The sequence below is a fragment of the Methanomicrobium sp. genome (assembly GCF_055145805.1).
This window is the reverse complement of the sequence record NZ_JBSREC010000005.1, coordinates 1-19918: the sequence shown is the minus strand read 5'-3', so window position 1 is coordinate 19918 and position 19918 is coordinate 1. Positions and strand designations below refer to the sequence as shown.

Below are 19918 nucleotides of genomic sequence, written 5' to 3'. Positions count from 1 at the left end.
TTTTCCATTAAAATATTTATCAATAGAGATTGAAGGGGATTTGAAAATTATATTGAAATTCGGAGACTGGTATGGATAATTATTATAAGGGCAAAGTAATTTTAATAACAGGTGCTGCAGGAAGCGTTGGTCAGGCTTTAATTGATAAATTGCTTGATTATGAACCTGCAGTAATCAGGTGTTTTGATAATAACGAAAATGGAATATTTAATTTGAGAGAAAAATATTCTACTGAATATTCAGATAAACTACGGTTTCTTCTTGGTGATTTAAGGGATATACAAAGGCTTGAATATGCATTCAGGGGTGTTAATATTGTTTTTCATGCTGCATCCTATAAGCATGTTCTGGAATGTGAATATAATCCAATGGATGCTGTTTATACAAATATTATAGGTACAGCAAATGTAGTTCAGGCTGCTATTAATCAGAATGTCCAAAAAGTAATCTACACGAGTTCGGATAAAGCAGCAAATCCATCTAATACAATGGGTACTACCAAACTTATGGCTGAAAAAGTGATGGTTGCTGCAAACGATTATGGCGCAAGAAAAACAGTATTTTCTTCATGTAGATTTGGAAATGTAATCGGAACAAGTGGTTCTGTCATTCCTTTGTTCATTAAGCAGATTAATGAAAATAAAAAGATTACAATAACCGATCCGGAAATGACCCGTTTTATGATCTCACAGGATACTGCAATAGATCTGGTACTTAAAACCGGAATTATGGCAGAGGGTGGGGAAATATTCATCTTTAAAATGCCATCTGTAAAAGTAAATGATCTAGCTGAAGTTCTTATAGAAAAATATGGGGATGCTAAAAAAGTCATTATTGGAAAAAAACCGGGGGAGAAAATGTATGAAGAGATAATGACTGAAGAAGAAATTTCAAGATCTACTGAAAATGAAGAGATGTATATAATTTATCCATATATAGGTAGCACTGTTCTTAGGGAGGATTTAAATTTCAAAAAAGTCACTGGTATTCTAAATTCTTCTGAAATGAAAACTCTCTCAAAAGAAGAGGTAAAAAATCTTTTAACTGAGGCAAAGATATGCGTATTTTAGTAACAGGTGGTGCAGGTTTTATTGGGAGGTGGGTCGTAAAAAGACTCATTTCAGAAAATCATACAGTTTGTGTCCTTGACGATCTTTCAAACGGGCGTTTATCTAATCTTGATGAATTTGCAGGAAATAAGAATCTTGAAATAATTGTAGGTGACATAAAGGATATTTCAACTGTCAATAGGGTTTTCAATGATTCAGTTGATTTATGCATTCATCTTGGAGCCAGTATTATTGTCCAGGACAGCATTGACAATCCCAGAAAAACATTTGAAAATGATGTTTTGGGGACATTTAATATCCTTGAGAAAGCGAGAGAATATAATAAAAAAATTGTATTCATGAGCACCTGTATGGTTTATGACACTGCTTCACTATCAGATAAGATCTCTGAAATATCAAGGACAAAATCTGGTTCTCCTTATGCAGGTGCAAAACTTGCAGGAGAAAATATGGTCTTATCCTATTATTATGCATATAATCTTCCTGTTGTGGTTATAAGGCCGTTTAATACCTATGGTCCATATCAGAAATCTTCAGGCGAAGGGGGAGTTGTGCCGATTTTTATTGAAAAAACTCTTGGCGGAGAGGATTTGAATATCTATGGGGATGGAAAGCAAACCCGCGATCTTTTATATGTGGAAGACTGTGCTGAATTTGTTGTCAGAGCAGCGATGTCTGATTCTGCAAATGGAGAGATAATAAATGCCGGTACAGGAACTGATGTTACCATAAATGATCTGGCTATGATGATATGCCATGATGAATCCAGGATAAAACATATTGAACATATACATCCGCAAAGTGAAATTTCAAAGCTGGTATGTGATTCATCCAAAGCAGAAAGACTGCTTGGATGGAAGGCTGAAACTGATTTGAAAACTGGGATTAATAAGACACAGGATTTTTTTATTAAAAATGGTTTTGGGATGATAAAACCTTTATGAAGTATTTCCTATTTCTTTCTAAGATTAGTAAGAAAATTGGCTTTAAATTTGAATAAATAAAAAAAAGGATAATTTTTCATCCTTTTTTTTGGAAATCAGTAAAATGATCATCGAATTATATTGTGCCTATAAATAATACTGGGCACTGCAAAAAAAATGTTTGATTAAAAAAAGGTTATTATTACATGGATGAAAAGAATATTTTAATTTTTGATGAAATAAATAAATTTTCATTAAATTTTTTAAGAGGGAATAAAAATATTAAAACTGTATATTATTTTAAAATATCTAATAGCATTAATTTAAAATCCATAAAAAATATAGACTCACTCAAACATATTGGGTTCAGAGATCTTAATGAATTTGAATATCCTTTCACTCTTTTTATCTCTCAGATGAAAGTACATGAAAAATTTGATCAAATTTATGAGAACTATGTAGGGAAAAAAAGAATAATAAAATTACTTTGGATTTTATATTCGTCATCAGAAATCGAATTGGTTTATAAGAGATATTTGATTGACAATTTACAATCGCAGTTTAATAAAGAAATGATGATCAATCATATTACTGTCGATATTAATAAAGTAAAATATTTTTCAAATTTTAATTACTCTTTATATGGTAATAACTCCCTTCTTCATGAAAAAATTGAAATAATTAATCAGGCATCTCATTTAAGATTAATTAATTTAAGAAAAAAGTTAAAAGAAATTTTGCTTCTTTTTTTCCCATTTTATATTTTGGTAAAATGTTTTGGCGGGATTAAATTCAGAAATGAGAAGAAAAAAATAAAAGTGGGAATAAATTCGAATTTGCCCGGAATATTTGGTAAAAATTATCATTATTATTATTATCTTATAGATTCCTTGTATGGAATAAAAAAGGAAGACTATCTATTTATTGATGACAGATATGGCCATAAAGAAGCCTCAGATGCTTATGAAAAAGACACAAATAATTATAATGTTTATGAAAAAATGCCGTTAAGTTTAAACTTAATTAGTAATATTTTCAGTCGTTTTTTGCTTATATGGGCAGGCTGCTTTTTTGGTTGCCTTTTTAAAAGTCCTGAATTCATCAGCTCGACAAGAATTATTCTTTCAGATTATATAAAGTGGAATGTCTTTTTTGACAGGTACGCTCTTGAAAAATATGTTAATATATTAATGCCTGATACCAGTTCAAAATGTATTATTTTCAGCCAAAATGGTGTTATAAATTTTTTTATTTATCCTGATAATTATACTGATGATTATCATAGTGGTCTTGATGAAAGAATACTAGCACAGACTTATTTCTGTTATATGAAATATGATTTTGTGGTTGTTTATGGTGACAAAACTAAGAGATATTTTGAAAAAAGTAAAAATAACATCGATTCATATCTAAAAATTGGGGTTTTGCATTCACAAAAAATTAATGAAATTAGATCCGGTATATGCAAAAAAAAGTTAGATGTTAATAACCTTTTCAGTGTAAAACCCAAAAAAATTATAGGTGTTTTTGATATTGCTTTTGTTAACTGGGGTTTTATGCATAAAAAAGATGCAATAAAATTTGCAGAATCAATATTTAAATTACTGGATACATTTGATGATATTGGGATAATTTTTAAGGAAAAAAAAGATATTTCGATGCATCAGGATCTTTATCAAACCTATAAAAAATTTGAAGATCATCCCAGGGGTGCATATATAAGAAAAAATGAAAGTTCTGATATCTATAGTTGTGATGTGATTTCAGTTTCAGATTTAGTAATATCTGCCTGTTTTACTTCGACACATGCTGAATCCTTAGGTTCCAAAACAAGATCAATATATTATGATGTAAAAGGCGACTATACTGGTGAAAATTACTACTTCAATAAATTTCCAGATATGGTTGCTCATAATTATGATGAACTAGGATCACTTGTCAATAAATGGCTATTTGAGGTAAAAGAGTCAGAATTCGGTTCATATCTTGACGATTATGTAAAAGGAGAAATTGATGAATATATGGATCAAAAAGCTATTGACAGATTAAAAAAAGCAATATATAATATTTAATATTGCCAAAACAATCTGATATCTGGTGATGATTTATACCTTATTGTTTTTGCAGAGTTTTTTAGAGATTATTGCACTGTAGAAAAAATATTCATATTTTTCAAGAAAATATTATAATCAGTTTAAATAGATCAAAATTAGAATAATTCTTCATAACATGTTACTTAAAAAAGTGTGAATAGGTTTTCTACAGAGTCCAAAATATTCAAATTTTTTTTTATATAGATGAAGTACATAACTCTAAAAAATTAAGATTATAGTAGATCTTTGAGAATTATATATCCCTCATTTTGAGATCTCAGGCAGTTCGTCATTAATGGACGATTTTAATACTCAATGATCTATTCCCATTACTGTAAAGATATGAAATAAATATCGCTTTTCTTTATGATTACTTCCACAGTGTTACGGACGAAATTCCAGATGTCTTTATCGACTGATCCTTATTCCAAATATTTTTGATATTTATCTCAGGAAAATTTCATAAAGAAATCATATAGTTTATCTTTGATTACTGAGCATTCACCAAAGCAAGAGAAGATTGATTTTGCCCTTGCATACAACTTCCACTGAAAGATCTCTGGGTATATGGATGCCATTGATCGGACGATTTCATCAGAGGTCAGGATCTGTTCTTCCCAGAATTCATTAACATCTGGTCTTTTGTTCTGGAAAAGTATGCCGTCCTCACGGTTTAGGAATTCCTTTGCGAGCTTGGAATTGGATTTATCATATCCTTCAAGAATTTCGAGCCTCTCCTCTGGGGATAAAAGACTATATCTTATTTTATCCTTAAATTGCAGTTCACTGACTTTTTTCTCTATGTAATTATACTTAGCCCAGTTCACAGAGATTGAAGGATCATTTACTAACATAAGCCGCCAGAGATATGCCGAATAATTGTTCCAGCTAATATTTGAGTCATCATCTAAAATCCTGTCAAAACAGTTCACATCAATATTCACCAGTGAACAAAAGTCATCGATGACATTGCCATTTAACATTTGGGAGCTTTCATAAGGCCTGACAAAGACAGTTCCTTCTCCAAATATTTTTGTCCAAGTCTTTACTATTGAATAATGATTGCATTCATGAATTATAGGGAATAGATACTTGAAATCATTAGATGAAAAGAGAATATTGTGTTTTAAAAGCTCTTTATACTGCGATTCAAAAAATGAATCCTGCCTCCTGCAGTAATATATTATCCTAACATCAGTGATGCCGTTTAGATTATCATCAATAAACTTTTTGAGGGCTGAAATCTTTTCTTCATCGATAAATGTGACATAGTCATCCAAATTTTGAATAATATTTTCATTTTTAGGAGTTTTATTCCCAGACAGGTTATATCCCTTTATAATACCACAGGAAAGACCCTCATAACTGAGTATTACCGTCTTTTGATCAGCTGAGTTGATTTCCTCTACAATTTCCTTAATTGCAATTGATATTTTTTTTTGGAGATATGGATATTGAATATTAAACAAATTATAAAACATAAATGATTGTTTGTGAAACTTCCCAGGATATTGAATACCTTTTTCTGCCAATTTTTTATGATTATAAAATAGGAAATTTTGAATAGCCGTTGTTCCGGTTTTTGGGGAACCGATATGTAATATTAATTTTTTCTCATTCATAGTAATATAAAGATATTTCTTTAAATAAGACTTACTGTGTAAGTCCTAAGTAAAAAAGATATAATCTTCTGCCCCTCAGAATGTACTGATGTACTAATGGAACTTGATATTGATGTGGAAGTAAATATCCATTCAATTCAGGAGATGACTTATCAAAGTATTTTGATATTTTAATAACAGTTCTGGCTAAAAAAAATCTGTTTTACTGCTCTAACCGTGAACGAATAGATCTTGCCGGAGGAGAAATTATTGAATTTGACAACTATCTCTGGGATGAGGATGACAGGATCCTTCTTGACAAATATTGCCTTTGGTGTAGATACTTTTTTTCAGCAGCAAAAACAAAAAATGGTCTTGAAGTATTTGGAATAAGAATACCACTTGTGAATTATTTTGACGGACCTACGAAACACAGGGTTGCAATGCTAAAGAAGGGAGATAGTCAGTTTGTCACTCAATAAAGATATCCGTCTTTTCTTTTGTAACCGGGTGAAAATAATTGTCCACATATTCTGACGCTTCTATTGATTTATTAAGATAATCTTCATCTTTCATTGAATATATTAAATTTACTGCATCTTTAACTTCATCTGGAGTATTTACTGTCCATTTAAGTGCAGATAGGCCAAATAGGGGATCTACAGAAATAAGATCCCCTAGGTCAAGATATATTACAGAAAGCCCGGTTTTAACTGCCTCAAGAGCCAGTGTACTTCCCCGGTATACAACAATATCGGATCGATTGAGATCCTCCATTACGGATGCCTTATCAGATATTTCAAAATGCGGGACCGATTCCATTTTAAAATTCAAATTATGTGAAAACTTTTTAAAAGGTAGCGCAGGGTGGGCTCTTATTATGACCTTTAGGTCTTTCATATCTTTCAGAGCTGCATAAACGAAGTTGCAGATTTTTATAGATTCTCCAGGTATTCCTTCAGGAGTTATAAGGATAGTTTTGCATCCGCGGAGATCCTTTCTTCTGGGGATGTCAAACAGATGCATGAATCTGAGTCCACATCCTGAAAAGACCTTTTTTTTATCATATCCTCCAATTTCGATTAGAATGTCTCTTGTTATATTTCCTACAGTAATTACTTTATCAGGTGTAGGAATGAAAGAGAGATCATTTTTTTCAAAGAACATATTGAGGGAATATTTTGATAATACAGAATGCTGGTATCCGAAAATTCTTGTATTCTTTGATAATTCTCTTAATTTAATTATACAGATTTTCTCCCAGGGATTATTCTCATAGGTAGTAAGAAAATCTCTTGGAGAAATCTGCTTTAACATATTTTCAATGAAATACGAAAACTGAAATGATTCCAGGACATTTCTGTCGGAATATTCTTTGTAGAGTTCGTAGTTTATTATTTCAGATACATCTTCTCCAGAAAAAAATGAATTTTTATTAAATTGAATTCTGTTTTTTCTTATGGTATATATGGTTTTTAATGGGCTTTTATACTTTAAGAAAAATTCCTGTGGAATGACTACAAATGATTCACAATCCTTGATTTTTTTGCAGATATTCAAATAATTGCCGATAAGTCCTCCTATTATATAAAGCGGCTTTTTTTCTGAGATATACTCGGGGAGTTTTCCAAAAAAAGAATCCTTATATTCCAAATTTTGAGGAAATGATCTCTCATATATCCATGTTCTGATAACGTAGGGATTCTCCTGAGAATTTTTAAGCTTGCTTTTGATTTTATTTCCAACCATTAAATCGCAGATAAAAATTCTGTACCATGTAAGAAGGACGAAAATTGTCGTGTTCTTAAATGTTGTATAAAAGTATTTTATTCTTTTTTTTAGGTGGACAACACTTTTATTTTTTTGCTCGTAGTCTATGCCTTTTTTCTTTAAATATTCACAAATTGATTTTAGTATTCCGGGAGATGCTATTATCGTAAGATTATTATATTTATGAGATTCTAGTTCTTCAATTACTGCATAAAAATTGCATAATTCTGCAAATGTATCAGTCATGAATCTGTTTTTTGAGGAAGTAAATGTACTCCACCAGAATATATTGTTATATTTTTTGGATAATCTTCCCATAAATGCGAGGTATTCATCCACAAGAATTTGTACATATTTTTTGTCCTGAAGCTTTGTTGATATGTTAATCTCTTTTCCTTTTGTTTTTATGATGAATTCATGTGTTTTTTTATCTTTTATCAGATCAATAAAATAACAGTCATGGTCGCTATAGATCTTTTCATCAAGTTCTTCAGTACAGGATGCAAGCAGGATTTTCATATGTATCGAATTAATGCTTATTTATTTTTCTCAAAGAAGTTCAGAATGTTTTCTACGGATTCTATTTCCATAAGATTTCTTGATTCTTTCGTAAAGGTTGATATGTGAGGAGTAAGAATTACATTTTCAAATTTACAGAGTTCCCCTTCGTATGGTTCATTTTTAAAGACATCCATGGCGGCGCCATCTACTTTTCCGGATTTCAGTCCTTCTAAAAGTGCTTCTTCATCGAGAATTTCGCCTCTTGAATTATTGATAATTAGCACACCCTTTTTCATTTTGGCGATTTCTTTTTTCCCTATTAAAAATGGATTTTCTTTGTCATAGGTCGTATGGATTGTAATGATATCACTTTCATTTAAAAGATGGTCTAAAGAGACATATTCGACGCTGTTTTTTTCAGTCCAGTCATTATCTTTGAACATATCATAGGCAATAATCCTGACCCCAAAAAGATTTAAAAGCTCTGCAACTCTCTTTCCAATTCTGCCAAGTCCAATAATACCTATGGTTTTTCCTGAAAGAAGGCATCCTGCTTTTTTATCTTTCCACCTGCCTGCTTTTACCATCTGTGTATGATATGTCAGTTTTCTGCAGAGATCGAAAATCATTGCAACAGTCATCTCTGCAACAGGATTGATTACAACATCGGGGGTATTGAGTATTGAGATTTCTTTTTCTTCTGCATGTTTTTTGTCAATGTTATCAGTGCCAACTCCACACCTGCTTATGCATTTGAGAAAAGAAAGATTTTCCAGGACATTCTTGTCATAGGGTTCAACCCCTGCGATAACTCCGGAACATTCCTTTCCAAGCTCTATAATTTCTTCTTTTACAAGCCTGTGTCCCAGATTGTTGTAAATTATTTCATATCCCGAATCCTGAAGCATTTTTTTCGGTTCTTCACCAAACTCTCCAAAGGTTTGGAGAGCTACAAGAATTTTTTTCATAATTCGAGAGTCCTTTTATAGTACTCGTTCTGCATGCTGTCATTTTTAAGGATTTGTTCGATTATTTTCACATCTTCCTTTCTATCCACCCCGTATGTACTGAATTTTGTCTTTACAGCCTTTATTTTATACCCGTTTTCAAGAATTCTTAGGAAATCAACAGATTCTGCCTTTTCCAACGGCGATTGTGATGTTTTTGTGTAGGTGTTAAGGAATTTTGATGTAAATGCTGAAATTCCGGTCTGTCTGAAGCAGGTATAACTGCTTGTATCACGGAAATAGGGAATCTGTGCTCTTGAAAAGTACATGATCTCATCTCTGAGATTTACAATGGCTTTCACGACATCAGTATTTTTCAGATCAAGTGGATTTTCAATCTCTGAAATAATATTTGCACAGTAAACATTTTCATCGGAAGTCATGGTGTCCATAAGATTTTCAATAAATTCGGGAATAATAAGGGGTTCATCCCCCTGGATTATCCCGATTATGTCTGCATCAATATTCCTTGCAGCCTCTTCAACCCTATCAGTGCATCTTTCATGACTGTCAGATGTCATTACAGCTTTTCCACCGTTATCTTCAACAATTGAGAATATTTCTTCATCGCATGTGGCAACCCATACTTCATCAAATTTATTGCTGAGCAGAACACGTCTTCTGACATGTTCTATCATTGGCATTCCAAGAATATCTGTAAGTGGTTTTCCGGGAAATCTTGAAGCTGCCATTCTTGCAGGAATGACTGCTGCTGTTTTTCTCATTGGGGATGCACCCCACAATCGACATTTATACATTGTCCTGTAATGGCCGATGCTTCTTCTGAAGCCAGGAAAAAGCACATTTTAGCAACTTCTTCGGCTGTTGGAAGTCTTTTAAGAGCTGAATTGCAGGATGTAAAGGACTCCAGATATATTTGTGAATCCATACCACCTGCAGGAGAACACGGTTCCTTTAGAGCTTCAATCAGCCCTTCTGTAAGGATATATACAGGGCAGACTGCATTTACCCTGATATTTTTTTTTCCAAGCTCTTTTGCAAGGGCCTGTGTAATGCCTGTAACACCGAACTTTGATGCGCAGTATACCGAATTATTTGCACTTCCTCTTTTTCCTGCAAGACTTGAGAGGTTAATGATTGAACCCCCGCTTTTTAGGTATTTTGCCGCAATTTTGCATCCAAAGAAAGTTCCTTTGAGATTAGTATCTATCATTTTGTTCCAGAAGTCCTCATCAACTTCTTCTACAGGGCTCCATTTAGAAAAACCTGCACAATTAATGAACACATCTATTTCTCCCGATTTTTCAATTGCAAACTTAACAAGTCCTTTTATATCCTGCTCCTTTGTCACATCGGTTTTTACAAAATAGGTGCATCCTCCCAGTTCTTCTGCAAAACCGTTGTCTGTTCTGGCCCCTATAAATATCTGATATCCCTTTTTGTGAAAATATCGGGCTATTTCCTTACCTATTCCCTTATTGCCGCCTGTAATTACAACTATTTTTTTATCATCCATATTTGCATCCTCTTTTTTTATATTGTCATGGCAGAAAAACCACCGTCAACCTTAATCTCAGCTCCTGTTACAAAAGAAGAGGCGTCAGAGCAGAGCCAAAGAACAGCACCTGTAAGTTCTTCAGGTTTACCATAACGTTTCATAGGCGTGTGTCCGAGAATTGCATCGTTTCGTTGTTTATCGATGAAATGTTTCCTGCTCCAGTCCGTAGGAAAAAAACCGGGCCTTAGTGCATTTACTCTGACATTATTTGGAGCCCATTCCCTTGCGAGGTTCTGGGTAAGATTTTTGATGCCTGCTTTTGCAACAGAATATGTAAAAGCTTTAGAAAGTGGCGGGCCTGCTGATGCTGAGGACATGTTGATTATTGAACCTTTTTTATGCTCTACCATATACCTGCCAAAGACCTGGCAACCAAGTAACGTTCCAGTGGTGTGAACATCAATTATTGAATGCCATTCATCAAGACTGATGTCAAAAAAAGGCGTTGGCGCATTAATTCCCGCACCATTAATGAGGATATCAAGATCTCCGAATGAATCCAGAATTTTTTCCAGGACATGAGTATGATTTTCTTTGTCAGTGACCTCAAGTTCAAACGCTTCTGCAATGCCACCTCCTGAGATTATCTGATCTACGGTTCTCTGTGCATCCTCATTTTTTCTGTCGATAACTGCAACTATGACTCCGGCTTTTGCAAGTGATCTTGCCATTTCGCCGCAAAGATGTCCACCTGCGCCAATTACTGCCGCAACCTTTCCTTCGAGATTAAATAATTCTTCAAGATAACTCATTACGATCACACATTTTCAATTATATAATTTTTAAGAATATATCCTTTTATCTCATACAAATCTAAAAAACTGGTAATACCCGCATTTTTAAAATCGTATGCTCTTTGTCTTCCGATAAACTCACATCCAAATTGTTCTGCTGTTTGAAGATCTTCCGGACTATCGCCGATGTAAAGTATCTCTGTAGGGACAATGTTTTTGGAAATTGCAATTCTCTTCATTATTTCTGTCTTTGGTCTCTCTGATCCGTTTATTGATATAAAGTACTTTAAAAGTCCTCTCTTTATCAGTATATATGAAAGATCTTCAGAAGGGGTTGCAGAAGCAAGATGAAGTTCGGTTATTTCGGAGAAGTAATCAAGAAAATCCTTTGCTCCTGGAACAAGGGGGCAGTTTACAATTTTATTTTTAGTAAGTTCCCTAAATTTCTCAGACCATTTCATAAAAAGGGTTTCATTGTATTCAGTTTTCATAATCTCCAGCATAATGTGGCGGAATTTGCTGTATCTGTCAACAGCATTGTGGGAGTAGTGATACTCCATAATTTCATCCTGATATTCAGGATATGCAGAAAATATTTCAGAAAAGGCTTTGTGTTTGATATTATCAGATTCGACGATAACGCCATCAAAATCTAGAATAATGGTTTTTATTGTTTTCATTTTTTGGAAATACACTCTTTAATTAGTCTGCGAGTTTTCTCTCCCCATTTCCATAAAATAAACACATCAGAAGCCATTACAACGAAAGAAAAGCCATTTGAAAATGCTTCTTCAATGTTTTCTTCGTCAGGTTCGACCAGCTGGGTGCCACAACCTTTTTTGTATTTCAGGCAGGCTTCTATAACTTTTTTTCCTGCTTCAACCACTTTTGGGTCTTCAATTTTCCCTGGAATTCCAAGTGATCCTGACATGTCGTATGGACCTATCATAGCTCCGTCAATATAAGGATTAGAGAGAATTGAATCAATATTTTCAACACTCTCAATGGATTCTATCTGTACTATTATTATGGATGTATCATTCCATGTCAAACAGTAATCTTCAAAATCGAATCCGTATCCCTGTGCTCTGGAGATTCCATAACTCCTGTTTCCTATAGGAGTAAATTTAGTCCATTTGACAATATTGTCAACCTCTTCTGAGCTGTTGATCATTGGGACTATTATTCCGTCCGCACCAGAATCAAGCAGTCTTTTTATCATCTCCATATTATGTGATGCAATTCTGGGAAGGCATACTACACCATTTTGATGGCATGCTGCAATTATTCTTTGGGATTGTTCCTGGCTAATTGTACTGTGTTCGATGTCAATTCCTATAAAATCAACACCGGACTTTGCCATTATTTCGGTTATTATAGGGTGTCCTATTGATGTCCATCCCCCGGAAATTCTTTTTCCCGAAACAAACTTTTGCTTCAGCTCTCTTCTGGGTTCCGCAATATCTTTCATGGTAAACTTGAATTATAACTTTTTGGCATCGTTTAAGAACATTTGGACTGTTTCTTTGGAATAAGGATGCACAATAAGGTTTCTGAGGATATCTGGTGTTGCAGTAATTATATCAGCACCTGCATTCAGCCATTCTACAACATTCAAACCTTCTCTTATTGAGCCGATAATAAGTTTTGAATCAAGTGAATGTCTGTCAATAAGCTGTCTTGTTTTTGTTATTTCTTCACAGCAGTTGTATCCCATATTGTTGACCCTCCCGCCGAAAAGTGATACGTATGTTGCACCGGCAAGGGATGCCATAAGACACTGTTGGGCACTCATAATGGCCGTGGCGTTAATCCTGATATCGTGCTTGTTTTCTAGCTGGTTTATTGCCTTTAAATTGTCAAGTTCGCCGTTTGGTCCGTGAATTGTAATTTTTACATTAATATTGTCTGCCCACTGGGAATATTCAACAGCCTGTGATATCATATCCTGATAATCATTTGTTGTGACTTCAACAGAGAGTGGATAAGGATCAATCAATTTTGCTATATCAACTGTGCATTTCTTTATGGCTTCTTCTCCGCCTTTTACTCCGCATTTAACCAATATTGAGGGATTGGTGGTAACACCCCTTATTAGTCCCATATCAAGGAATTGTTCAATTTCTTCTATATTTCCGGTATCTAAAAAAATAGTCATATTTTTCCTCTTTTTATCATTAGTGATTTAATATAGTTAATTATTCTCCTTTTCCAGTGATTCCCATTTATTATCTATTTCCTTTAACCTTGGATCAGATGCAAGCAGGTGAAGTATTACTCCCTGGTAGGATTCAGAGTGAGGTGTTATATTATTGGGGTTGACTGCCGGAATTATAACTCTTGCATCAGCAGTTTTAGCAGTGTATCCCGTATCCTTTCCAAGGATTCCAATAACATGTGCGTCTTTTAATTTTGCGTAATCTATTGCCTTTACAATGTTTGCGCTCACATTTCTTTCCAAATCCCCCCCTCCGACTGAGAGCACGAATAAGGTGTCTTTTGAATTGATCCTGCTGATTTTCATCCATTCAGAAAATACCGTATCCCATCCCTCGTCATTTGTTCGTGCTGTAAGCTCAGATACATTGTCTACAGGTGTGTATGTTTCAATACCTGCAAGTTTTCTGAAATCATTTACTGCATGTGAACAATTGCCTGCACTTCCACCTACTCCAATAAAAAAGAGCCGTCCTCCATCTTTTTTAGTATTAATAAGTATTTCAGTTATTTTTTCAATATCTGTCAAATTAATCTGTCTGGCTATCTCTTCAACTTCTTCCATGTATTTTTTTGCATGCTGCATTTTATCACTCCATTTTTTTAAGAACTACTCTAACAAAAGAACTTAATTTGTTTATCTGCAGGAAATTCTGAAAATCCTGTTTCATCTGTTCATCATTCTTTTCAATCATTTCCCTGACAAATCCCGGTATATCTGCATCAGGGTTTGATTTGTATTCTTCTTCAACATTATTAAAATCAAGAATTCCAGGGGTGCTATACTCAATTGGTTTGAATCCGTGACGTTCAAAAAGGATATTCATCCCCTTTCTGGAAAGTGTATTTAGTCTGTCCGGAGGGAATATATTTCTTGAACTGCCACGTAAAATCTGTAGATCAAATCCGCTTATTGAAATCGTAGTAAGAAATACTATTGATCCTTCTTCAAGGATTTTATTTAAGGCGGAGAAAAAGACGTCAATATTATAAAGACTATCAATAACTTCAAAAATTATTGCAATATTAATTTTTTTGCCAGAATTCGCAAATTCTTCGATTGACGAAAATGATTGTTCCATCATTTTTTCATCTCCAAATTTAGGAATGTTGAAGTAGGGACTAACAAGATATTTCTCACTAAAATTGTCATCTTTTATAAGGCAGTCTGCAAGAATAGAGCTTTTTGGATTGAATATGCCCATTTTTCGTTTTTTTGTAATATATTCGTCGCATATAGACAGGATCCATTCAAGTTCAGGTTTGTATATTTTTTTGATCCTGTTTTCTTTAGTCCGTTTTGCAAGTTTTTCCTGCCAGAAATAACTTGAATCTGAATTCAGATAATGCTCTTTTATGAGGTCATTATTCGGGCAGGGATTTAGAAAAACGCTTCTGCAATTTTTGCACTCGACATAGTCAAAATCAAATTTGCTGAATGTATATTCGAATTTATTTGAATTGCAGGCAGGGCACAGGCGTTGATTTAGGCATCCTTTTTTATCATCCATTTCTGCTTTAAAATCATCCTCTGTTTTTTTGATGTATTCATTTATCAGTCCCATAGGTTTGAAGTCGAATTCATGCCCTATATCCTTTATTACAACATTTCTCATTATTTATCCCTGTTTAGTGTTGAAATATTTCCAATGATCTCTTCTTTGGAATACACTTTGTCAATAATTTCCATCACTTTATAGGCATCTTCCGATGAACTGTTCTCAACATGTTTATCTTCAATGATTGCTTTAATAAAATTTTCGACCTCAATTGTCCATGACAAATCCTGATCAAAATAAACCATCTGTTCACTTGGATTTCCAAGTGCAAATGATTCATCTTCAAATTGTCTTCTTCCTATTGTCAGAGTTTCTCTTCCATAACTTCCTGTTTTTGATAAAAGACCTGAAACTATGAGATAAGCATCATTAAGAAAAATTTCAATTTTAAAGGAGTGTTTCCACAGTGTTGCAGATGAGTGGAGGGTTGCAACCTGTCCTCCATGATTTCTTAAAAATACAAATGCATTGTCTTCTACATCTGTTTTCCAGTACATTTTAGAAAGATAACCCGAGACATCCGAAAAGTCCCCGCAGAAGTATCTGAATAGATCCAGCATATGGATGCCCTGATCAATAAGTATTCCTCCCCCTGATATTTCTTTATTATTTCTCCATGAAGAGAGGTAACTTTTGCCTCCGGATTTTCCATAAGTTCCTTTAATAAAAAGAATATTGCCAAATTTTTTACTTTCGACAATCTTTTTTGCTTCAATTATTCCCGGATGATATCTGTGGTTAAATCCAAACATAAGTTTTAGATGAGGATGTTTTCTCTCCTCGGTTATCATATTTAAGATATCTTCAAGATTTTTACCTGGGGGTTTCTCACAAAAAACGTGTTTTCCTGATTTCAAGCTCTTTATTACAATTTCGGGGGAAACAGAATTTGGTGTGCATACGAAAACCATATCGACACCTGAATTGATAAGATCATCTGCATTTTTGAATATTGTGATACCTTCTCTTTCCAGATTAGTGATCGAATCAATATGTTCATCACAGATTCCTGTCAATTTGACTTTATCTTTATCTATACTGTTTAAAATCCTTTTTCTGATTTGACCCATATAGCCATATCCAACAATTCCTGCTTTATATGGTACTGAATTATTTATTGATTCTACCATAGTTGTTTAAGTTTTGTTTCATGTGCTCTTATCTTTATTTATCGGAAATTAAAATAAAAAAATGAATCTACCTCATTTCTCTTGTTTTTGAAATATTCCGTGAATCCACCAGCGGGAATCGCCTTCTTCGCATATTTTCAGGTATTCATATAAATATTTCTTTTCCCAATTTAAAGAATTATGATATTTCAGTCTGAATACATTCTTTGTGAGTTCATTAATTATTTTATATTTAAGAGTTTTTACTTTATTTGTATTCATAAATTCCTTTATTAATGATTCATGATCCCTTCCGTAACCATTTATATCTATTATGCTGAGACTCAGTTTTTCTGCAAGATATTGAAGACTTTCCCTAGAGTAAAAACCGACATGAGGATCAAGAACAGGTTTAAATATATAATCTCTGTCGGGGAGATCCAGAAAGAGGTACCCTTTTTCATTGAGAAGCTCAATAGCTTCATTGAGAAATTCATAAGGTTTTGTCAGATGCTCAAGAACTGAGCACAAACAGATTATATCAAATTTTTTGTTCTTAAAATTATTAATACTTTTAGATACTTTAATTCCTTTTTTTTCTAACCTATTTTGGTTATCAGGGTTTAGTTCCGTTGCATAAAACTCAATATTATTATACATTTCATTAAATGAATCGAAAAGAATTCCATGTCCGCTTCCGATATCAAGAATCTTAAGATTATCTCTGTCACCTATGAATCTATGAATATATTTTACTCTTTCAAATGCCTGAATTTCATAAACAATGTTCACGTCGTCAGAAGTGTCCCATATTTCTTTATAATAATAATCAAGGTCCTTTTCAGTTGGATATGGCATAGCAAATACTATCCCGCATTCCTTACATTTGTATAATTTGAGATTTTCAAATATCCTGTGTTGATTGGGGTAATCATGTAAGTAATTAAAGTCAGTATCTTTATTGCAGAGGTTGCAAAAAAATTCCATGAGAAGTATTTATTTTCTGTAAGAAATTGTTTTTGCCGGAACTCCGCCAACGACCTGATATTCTCCAACATCTTTTGTTACAACTGCACCAGCGCCAATCACTGCACCTTTATGGATAGTTATACCTTTTAGAATAATGGCATTTGCCCCAATCCAGACATCATCTTCAATTATAATTTCCCCTCCTGTATGTCCTTGTTTTTGTATCTGGATTTCCTTTAGTGAGAATTTGTGATCTGCTGAACGAATTACAACATTGGGTCCTATAAGAACATTATCTTTAATGACAATACTTCCGCCGCAGTCGGAATTTATCATAACGTTTGAGTTTGTGAAAACATTACTGCCTATAACAAGTCCTCCTGGATTGTTTGAACAGTATAATTGATTATTAAGTCCTATGTTGACGTTGGATCCAATTGATATGTTTTTATAACCTTTTATCTGAACGCCTGTAAGAAAAGAGTTGGATTTTCCAAATAAAACAAACATGTGTTTATAGAATGCATTTCGAATTGTTATCCCGGGATATCCGGGTATGTTTCGGATAAAAAATGAAATTGTCTCTGGTAATTCACTCATAAATATAAGGTATATGTATTGAATTGAAAATAAAAATTATGTTGTGGGAATTCATAAAATATCCTCTTCCTGAATCATATATCGAGATTGTCCAACCAGCCTTTTTGCATATAAAATTAACTCTAAAATTAGTCCGTCCCATTTTTCAAGACATCTCTCGGTACCTTTAAATACCCTGAAAACAGGAGATATGGTCTCATTTGAAGAAGACTGTAAAAGCAGATTCCTGGACGGTTTTGTGGAGGAAGGCACGCCAATACCATTCCTCCTGTCCTTACTTGATCTCTTTGTTATAGAAAAACACATTGAAGAATCATATTACTCAGATGAGAATCGTTTCCATTTCAATGTAGGATTAATGATTAGACTTACTGTTTTGAAAGCATTTTGAAAAATGTCATTCAGAAAAACTGTGAATTCTCTTATAGATGATGATTGTCATTATCTGAAAATTCCAATAATTAATGGTGAATATCTAATTCCCTCAGCATCTGCCCTACATCACTTTATAAAAGAACGCCTGGGGGCAGAAGGTTTCAACGATCTTATGATCAGAATAGCTAATCATATTGTAAAATCAAAAAATGAAAAACAGGAAATTATCATTGATTCAACTCCGCTTGAAGCATCCAGATATGACAAATATACAGATTTCAATGAACATTACAACATCAAGATGGATAAGGCTCATATCCTGCATTGGGGAGATTATCCTTTGCTAATGATACATTCGTCAGGGAACAGTTATGATGGAAATTATGTTTTGCCGTTATTGAAAATGACTGAGGATAAAAAATCCCCGTAAGTTCTGCAATACTGGATGGAGGATATGATTCATTCTCGATTCATGCGCATATCTGGAATTATTTCAATGTTCATCCATTGATTCAAATGCGGGAAAATGCAGTTCTGCACGAAGAAGGCACAATTCAGGGAATAAATAAACAGATAAACAAAATGTGGAAGACTGGTGCAGATGTTCATGATAAAATTGAAACTAAGTTGAAATTTCTTTATGAGAATGGACAACCTGAAAAGGTTGGAATGTACTTCCGAAACCAAAATATTCTTGATCCTGATTTTGATATGAAATGTAGAACCAGATCAAACTCTGAAAGAAAACACAGCCATATCAAAAATACCGTAGATTTTGATATTCGTGAAATAACAAATCAAAGCAAGAATCTTTACACTTTGATGAAATTTGTGGCATATCAGTACTCATGCTTGCTCACACACAACTGAAATTTGAAGATTTGAACTGCTTTAGGAAATACGTATAATCTTAATAAATAGTGATTTTAGCCTGTATTAAAGAGCCTGGGCTATGAAATTCCAAGCTTTTTTCATGAATTGAATCGGGAAAATTAGACTGAACATGATTGATTTATAACTTTTTTCGATTTCAATGGATTATTTTGCACCATATATGGGATCTTTGATAAGATCTGTCCAACAAGTTGAAGTGTTGTTGGACAACCTCTACATCTAAAATTTATCGTAAAAAGAGTGTTTAAGTATTTTTAATTAAAAATATAACTAATAAATTAAAGTAAAATTCAGAATTATGCCTGAAAAATATAGCAATAAACTAGCCCTCATCATTCCAACCAGAAATCGAATTAATTGCCTGTCTGAATTAATGGAAAGTATTACGGCACAAAAGGAAACGATAAGCCAGATAATTGTGGTTGATGGTAGTGACGAGCCAATGGGAGAGATATTTTTTAAGAATTATCCTTTTAAAGTTGACTATGCCTATGTAAATCCGCCTTCCTTGACACGTCAGAAAAATGAAGGAATCAAACTTTTGAACAAGGATATTACCCTGGCGGGATATCTTGATGATGATATTGTTCTTGGAGAAGATGCTGTTGAAAAGCTATTGCATTTTTGGGAGAGTTGTGGTGAAGATGTAGGTGGGACTTCTTTTAACATTATAAATAACCCAAAAATTCACCCTTTAAGAAAATATATATCCATTCCATTTATGGTGGACAGCAAAAAAAGAGGAAAAGTGCTAAAATCTGGTTTTTGTACATCCTATGAACCACTCAAAGAAAATTTGAGTGTAGAGTGGTTATGTGGCGGAGCGACAATCTGGCGGTGTGAAATTCTTGAAAACCATAAATATGATGAATTTCTAAAAGGCTGGGCATACTATGAAGATGCTGTTTTCAGCTATGAAATATCACATAATTACAAGCTTTTTGTTGTTAAGGATGCAAGGGTTGAACACAACCCTC

The 19918-nt window shown here is 33.6% G+C and carries 21 protein-coding genes; 7 read left to right on the top strand and 14 right to left on the bottom strand.

The features are described 5' to 3' along the window. Window positions 1–71: 71 nt before the first annotated feature. From ACTB1O_RS00315 to ACTB1O_RS00305, 3 genes are all read left to right on the top strand, one after another. Window positions 72–1070 (top strand): polysaccharide biosynthesis protein, encoded by a 999-nt coding sequence (locus tag ACTB1O_RS00315; protein WP_462993144.1) that lies wholly within the window; start codon window positions 72–74, stop codon window positions 1068–1070. After that, window positions 1058–2014, top strand: coding sequence for a dTDP-glucose 4,6-dehydratase (locus ACTB1O_RS00310; protein ID WP_462993143.1), 957 nt, complete (start codon window positions 1058–1060; stop codon window positions 2012–2014). The genes ACTB1O_RS00315 and ACTB1O_RS00310 overlap by 13 nt, the downstream gene beginning before the upstream one ends. A gap of 185 nt (window positions 2015–2199) precedes the next feature. Further along, window positions 2200–4065: a polysaccharide biosynthesis PFTS motif protein gene (locus ACTB1O_RS00305; protein ID WP_462993142.1), complete on the top strand. Its 1866-nt coding sequence runs from the start codon at window positions 2200–2202 to the stop codon at window positions 4063–4065. 470 nt (window positions 4066–4535) lie between these two features. Here the strand turns inward: ACTB1O_RS00305 and ACTB1O_RS00300 are convergent, their stop codons facing one another. From ACTB1O_RS00300 to ACTB1O_RS00235, 14 genes are all read right to left on the bottom strand, one after another. After that, a complete protein-coding gene (locus ACTB1O_RS00300) occupies window positions 4536–5708 on the bottom strand; it encodes a hypothetical protein (RefSeq protein ID WP_462993141.1) in 1173 nt (390 codons plus the stop codon). 450 nt (window positions 5709–6158) lie between these two features. Continuing rightward, window positions 6159–7976, bottom strand: a complete 1818-nt coding sequence (locus tag ACTB1O_RS00295) for a hypothetical protein (RefSeq protein ID WP_462993140.1) — start codon at window positions 7974–7976, stop codon at window positions 6159–6161. 17 nt (window positions 7977–7993) lie between these two features. Beyond that, window positions 7994–8926: a phosphoglycerate dehydrogenase gene (locus ACTB1O_RS00290; RefSeq protein WP_462993139.1), complete on the bottom strand. Its 933-nt coding sequence runs from the start codon at window positions 8924–8926 to the stop codon at window positions 7994–7996. Further along, entirely contained in the window at window positions 8923–9690 is a 768-nt protein-coding gene (gene kdsB / locus ACTB1O_RS00285) for a 3-deoxy-manno-octulosonate cytidylyltransferase (RefSeq protein WP_462993138.1), read from the bottom strand. The genes ACTB1O_RS00290 and kdsB overlap by 4 nt, the downstream gene beginning before the upstream one ends. Further along, a complete protein-coding gene (locus tag ACTB1O_RS00280) occupies window positions 9687–10442 on the bottom strand; it encodes an SDR family NAD(P)-dependent oxidoreductase (protein WP_462993137.1) in 756 nt (251 codons plus the stop codon). Before ACTB1O_RS00280 ends, kdsB begins: the two co-directional genes overlap by 4 nt. Window positions 10443–10459: 17 nt before the next feature. Beyond that, the gene (locus ACTB1O_RS00275; protein ID WP_462993136.1) at window positions 10460–11236 is read right to left on the bottom strand and encodes an SDR family oxidoreductase; all 777 of its coding nucleotides are present in this window, start codon (window positions 11234–11236) and stop codon (window positions 10460–10462) included. Window positions 11237–11241: 5 nt separating this feature from the next. Next, window positions 11242–11898, bottom strand: a complete 657-nt coding sequence (locus ACTB1O_RS00270) for an HAD family hydrolase (protein WP_462993135.1) — start codon at window positions 11896–11898, stop codon at window positions 11242–11244. Beyond that, window positions 11895–12689, bottom strand: coding sequence for an HpcH/HpaI aldolase family protein (locus ACTB1O_RS00265; protein WP_462993134.1), 795 nt, complete (start codon window positions 12687–12689; stop codon window positions 11895–11897). The genes ACTB1O_RS00270 and ACTB1O_RS00265 overlap by 4 nt, the downstream gene beginning before the upstream one ends. 12 nt (window positions 12690–12701) lie before the next feature. Further along, the gene (locus tag ACTB1O_RS00260; RefSeq protein WP_462993133.1) at window positions 12702–13376 is read right to left on the bottom strand and encodes a transaldolase family protein; all 675 of its coding nucleotides are present in this window, start codon (window positions 13374–13376) and stop codon (window positions 12702–12704) included. Window positions 13377–13412: 36 nt separating this feature from the next. Next, window positions 13413–14021 carry an SIS domain-containing protein gene (locus tag ACTB1O_RS00255; RefSeq protein WP_462993132.1) on the bottom strand — a complete coding sequence of 203 codons (609 nt, stop codon included), beginning with the start codon at window positions 14019–14021 and terminating at the stop codon, window positions 13413–13415. Between the two features lie 4 nt (window positions 14022–14025). Then, window positions 14026–15051: a hypothetical protein gene (locus ACTB1O_RS00250; RefSeq protein WP_462993131.1), complete on the bottom strand. Its 1026-nt coding sequence runs from the start codon at window positions 15049–15051 to the stop codon at window positions 14026–14028. Further along, window positions 15051–16124: a Gfo/Idh/MocA family protein gene (locus tag ACTB1O_RS00245; protein WP_462993130.1), complete on the bottom strand. Its 1074-nt coding sequence runs from the start codon at window positions 16122–16124 to the stop codon at window positions 15051–15053. Before ACTB1O_RS00245 ends, ACTB1O_RS00250 begins: the two co-directional genes overlap by 1 nt. Before the next feature lie 72 nt (window positions 16125–16196). Beyond that, complete coding sequence (locus ACTB1O_RS00240; protein ID WP_462993129.1) at window positions 16197–16961, bottom strand: class I SAM-dependent methyltransferase; 765 nt, start codon at window positions 16959–16961, stop codon at window positions 16197–16199. Window positions 16962–17099: 138 nt separating this feature from the next. Next, complete coding sequence (locus tag ACTB1O_RS00235) at window positions 17100–17672, bottom strand: acyltransferase (RefSeq protein WP_462993128.1); 573 nt, start codon at window positions 17670–17672, stop codon at window positions 17100–17102. Between the two features lie 190 nt (window positions 17673–17862). Here ACTB1O_RS00235 and ACTB1O_RS00230 point away from each other — a divergent pair, with 190 nt between their 5' ends. The 4 genes from ACTB1O_RS00230 to ACTB1O_RS00215 form a co-directional block, all read left to right on the top strand. Then, window positions 17863–18063, top strand: coding sequence for a hypothetical protein (locus tag ACTB1O_RS00230; RefSeq protein WP_462993127.1), 201 nt, complete (start codon window positions 17863–17865; stop codon window positions 18061–18063). Between the two features lie 3 nt (window positions 18064–18066). Then, window positions 18067–18477, top strand: a complete 411-nt coding sequence (locus ACTB1O_RS00225; RefSeq protein ID WP_462993126.1) for a hypothetical protein — start codon at window positions 18067–18069, stop codon at window positions 18475–18477. An 86-nt stretch (window positions 18478–18563) separates the two neighbouring features. Then, window positions 18564–18917 carry a hypothetical protein gene (locus tag ACTB1O_RS00220; RefSeq protein ID WP_462993125.1) on the top strand — a complete coding sequence of 118 codons (354 nt, stop codon included), beginning with the start codon at window positions 18564–18566 and terminating at the stop codon, window positions 18915–18917. A 322-nt stretch (window positions 18918–19239) separates the two neighbouring features. Further along, window positions 19240–19918 (top strand): glycosyltransferase (locus ACTB1O_RS00215; protein ID WP_462993124.1); only part of this gene is annotated, 679 nt, incomplete at its 3' end.

Excerpts from the sequence above, each read along its gene's own strand:
- ACTB1O_RS00240 (WP_462993129.1), bottom strand. The coding sequence starts at position 16,961 with ATGCCATATCCAACTGAAAAGGACCTTGATTATTATTATAAAGAAATA.
- ACTB1O_RS00295 (WP_462993140.1), bottom strand. The coding sequence starts at position 7,976 with ATGAAAATCCTGCTTGCATCCTGTACTGAAGAACTTGATGAAAAGATC.
- kdsB (WP_462993138.1), bottom strand. The coding sequence starts at position 9,690 with ATGAGAAAAACAGCAGCAGTCATTCCTGCAAGAATGGCAGCTTCAAGA.
- ACTB1O_RS00270 (WP_462993135.1), bottom strand. The coding sequence starts at position 11,898 with ATGAAAACAATAAAAACCATTATTCTAGATTTTGATGGCGTTATCGTC.
- ACTB1O_RS00275 (WP_462993136.1), bottom strand. The coding sequence starts at position 11,236 with ATGAGTTATCTTGAAGAATTATTTAATCTCGAAGGAAAGGTTGCGGCA.
- ACTB1O_RS00300 (WP_462993141.1), bottom strand. The coding sequence starts at position 5,708 with ATGAATGAGAAAAAATTAATATTACATATCGGTTCCCCAAAAACCGGA.
- ACTB1O_RS00315 (WP_462993144.1), top strand. The coding sequence starts at position 72 with ATGGATAATTATTATAAGGGCAAAGTAATTTTAATAACAGGTGCTGCA.
- ACTB1O_RS00255 (WP_462993132.1), bottom strand. The coding sequence starts at position 14,021 with ATGCAGCATGCAAAAAAATACATGGAAGAAGTTGAAGAGATAGCCAGA.
- ACTB1O_RS00260 (WP_462993133.1), bottom strand. The coding sequence starts at position 13,376 with ATGACTATTTTTTTAGATACCGGAAATATAGAAGAAATTGAACAATTC.
- ACTB1O_RS00230 (WP_462993127.1), top strand. The coding sequence starts at position 17,863 with ATGGTCTCATTTGAAGAAGACTGTAAAAGCAGATTCCTGGACGGTTTT.
- ACTB1O_RS00220 (WP_462993125.1), top strand. The coding sequence starts at position 18,564 with ATGCGGGAAAATGCAGTTCTGCACGAAGAAGGCACAATTCAGGGAATA.
- ACTB1O_RS00310 (WP_462993143.1), top strand. The coding sequence starts at position 1,058 with ATGCGTATTTTAGTAACAGGTGGTGCAGGTTTTATTGGGAGGTGGGTC.
- ACTB1O_RS00290 (WP_462993139.1), bottom strand. The coding sequence starts at position 8,926 with ATGAAAAAAATTCTTGTAGCTCTCCAAACCTTTGGAGAGTTTGGTGAA.
- ACTB1O_RS00250 (WP_462993131.1), bottom strand. The coding sequence starts at position 15,051 with ATGAGAAATGTTGTAATAAAGGATATAGGGCATGAATTCGACTTCAAA.
- ACTB1O_RS00280 (WP_462993137.1), bottom strand. The coding sequence starts at position 10,442 with ATGGATGATAAAAAAATAGTTGTAATTACAGGCGGCAATAAGGGAATA.
- ACTB1O_RS00245 (WP_462993130.1), bottom strand. The coding sequence starts at position 16,124 with ATGGTAGAATCAATAAATAATTCAGTACCATATAAAGCAGGAATTGTT.
- ACTB1O_RS00265 (WP_462993134.1), bottom strand. The coding sequence starts at position 12,689 with ATGAAAGATATTGCGGAACCCAGAAGAGAGCTGAAGCAAAAGTTTGTT.
- ACTB1O_RS00225 (WP_462993126.1), top strand. The coding sequence starts at position 18,067 with ATGTCATTCAGAAAAACTGTGAATTCTCTTATAGATGATGATTGTCAT.
- ACTB1O_RS00235 (WP_462993128.1), bottom strand. The coding sequence starts at position 17,672 with ATGAGTGAATTACCAGAGACAATTTCATTTTTTATCCGAAACATACCC.
- ACTB1O_RS00305 (WP_462993142.1), top strand. The coding sequence starts at position 2,200 with ATGGATGAAAAGAATATTTTAATTTTTGATGAAATAAATAAATTTTCA.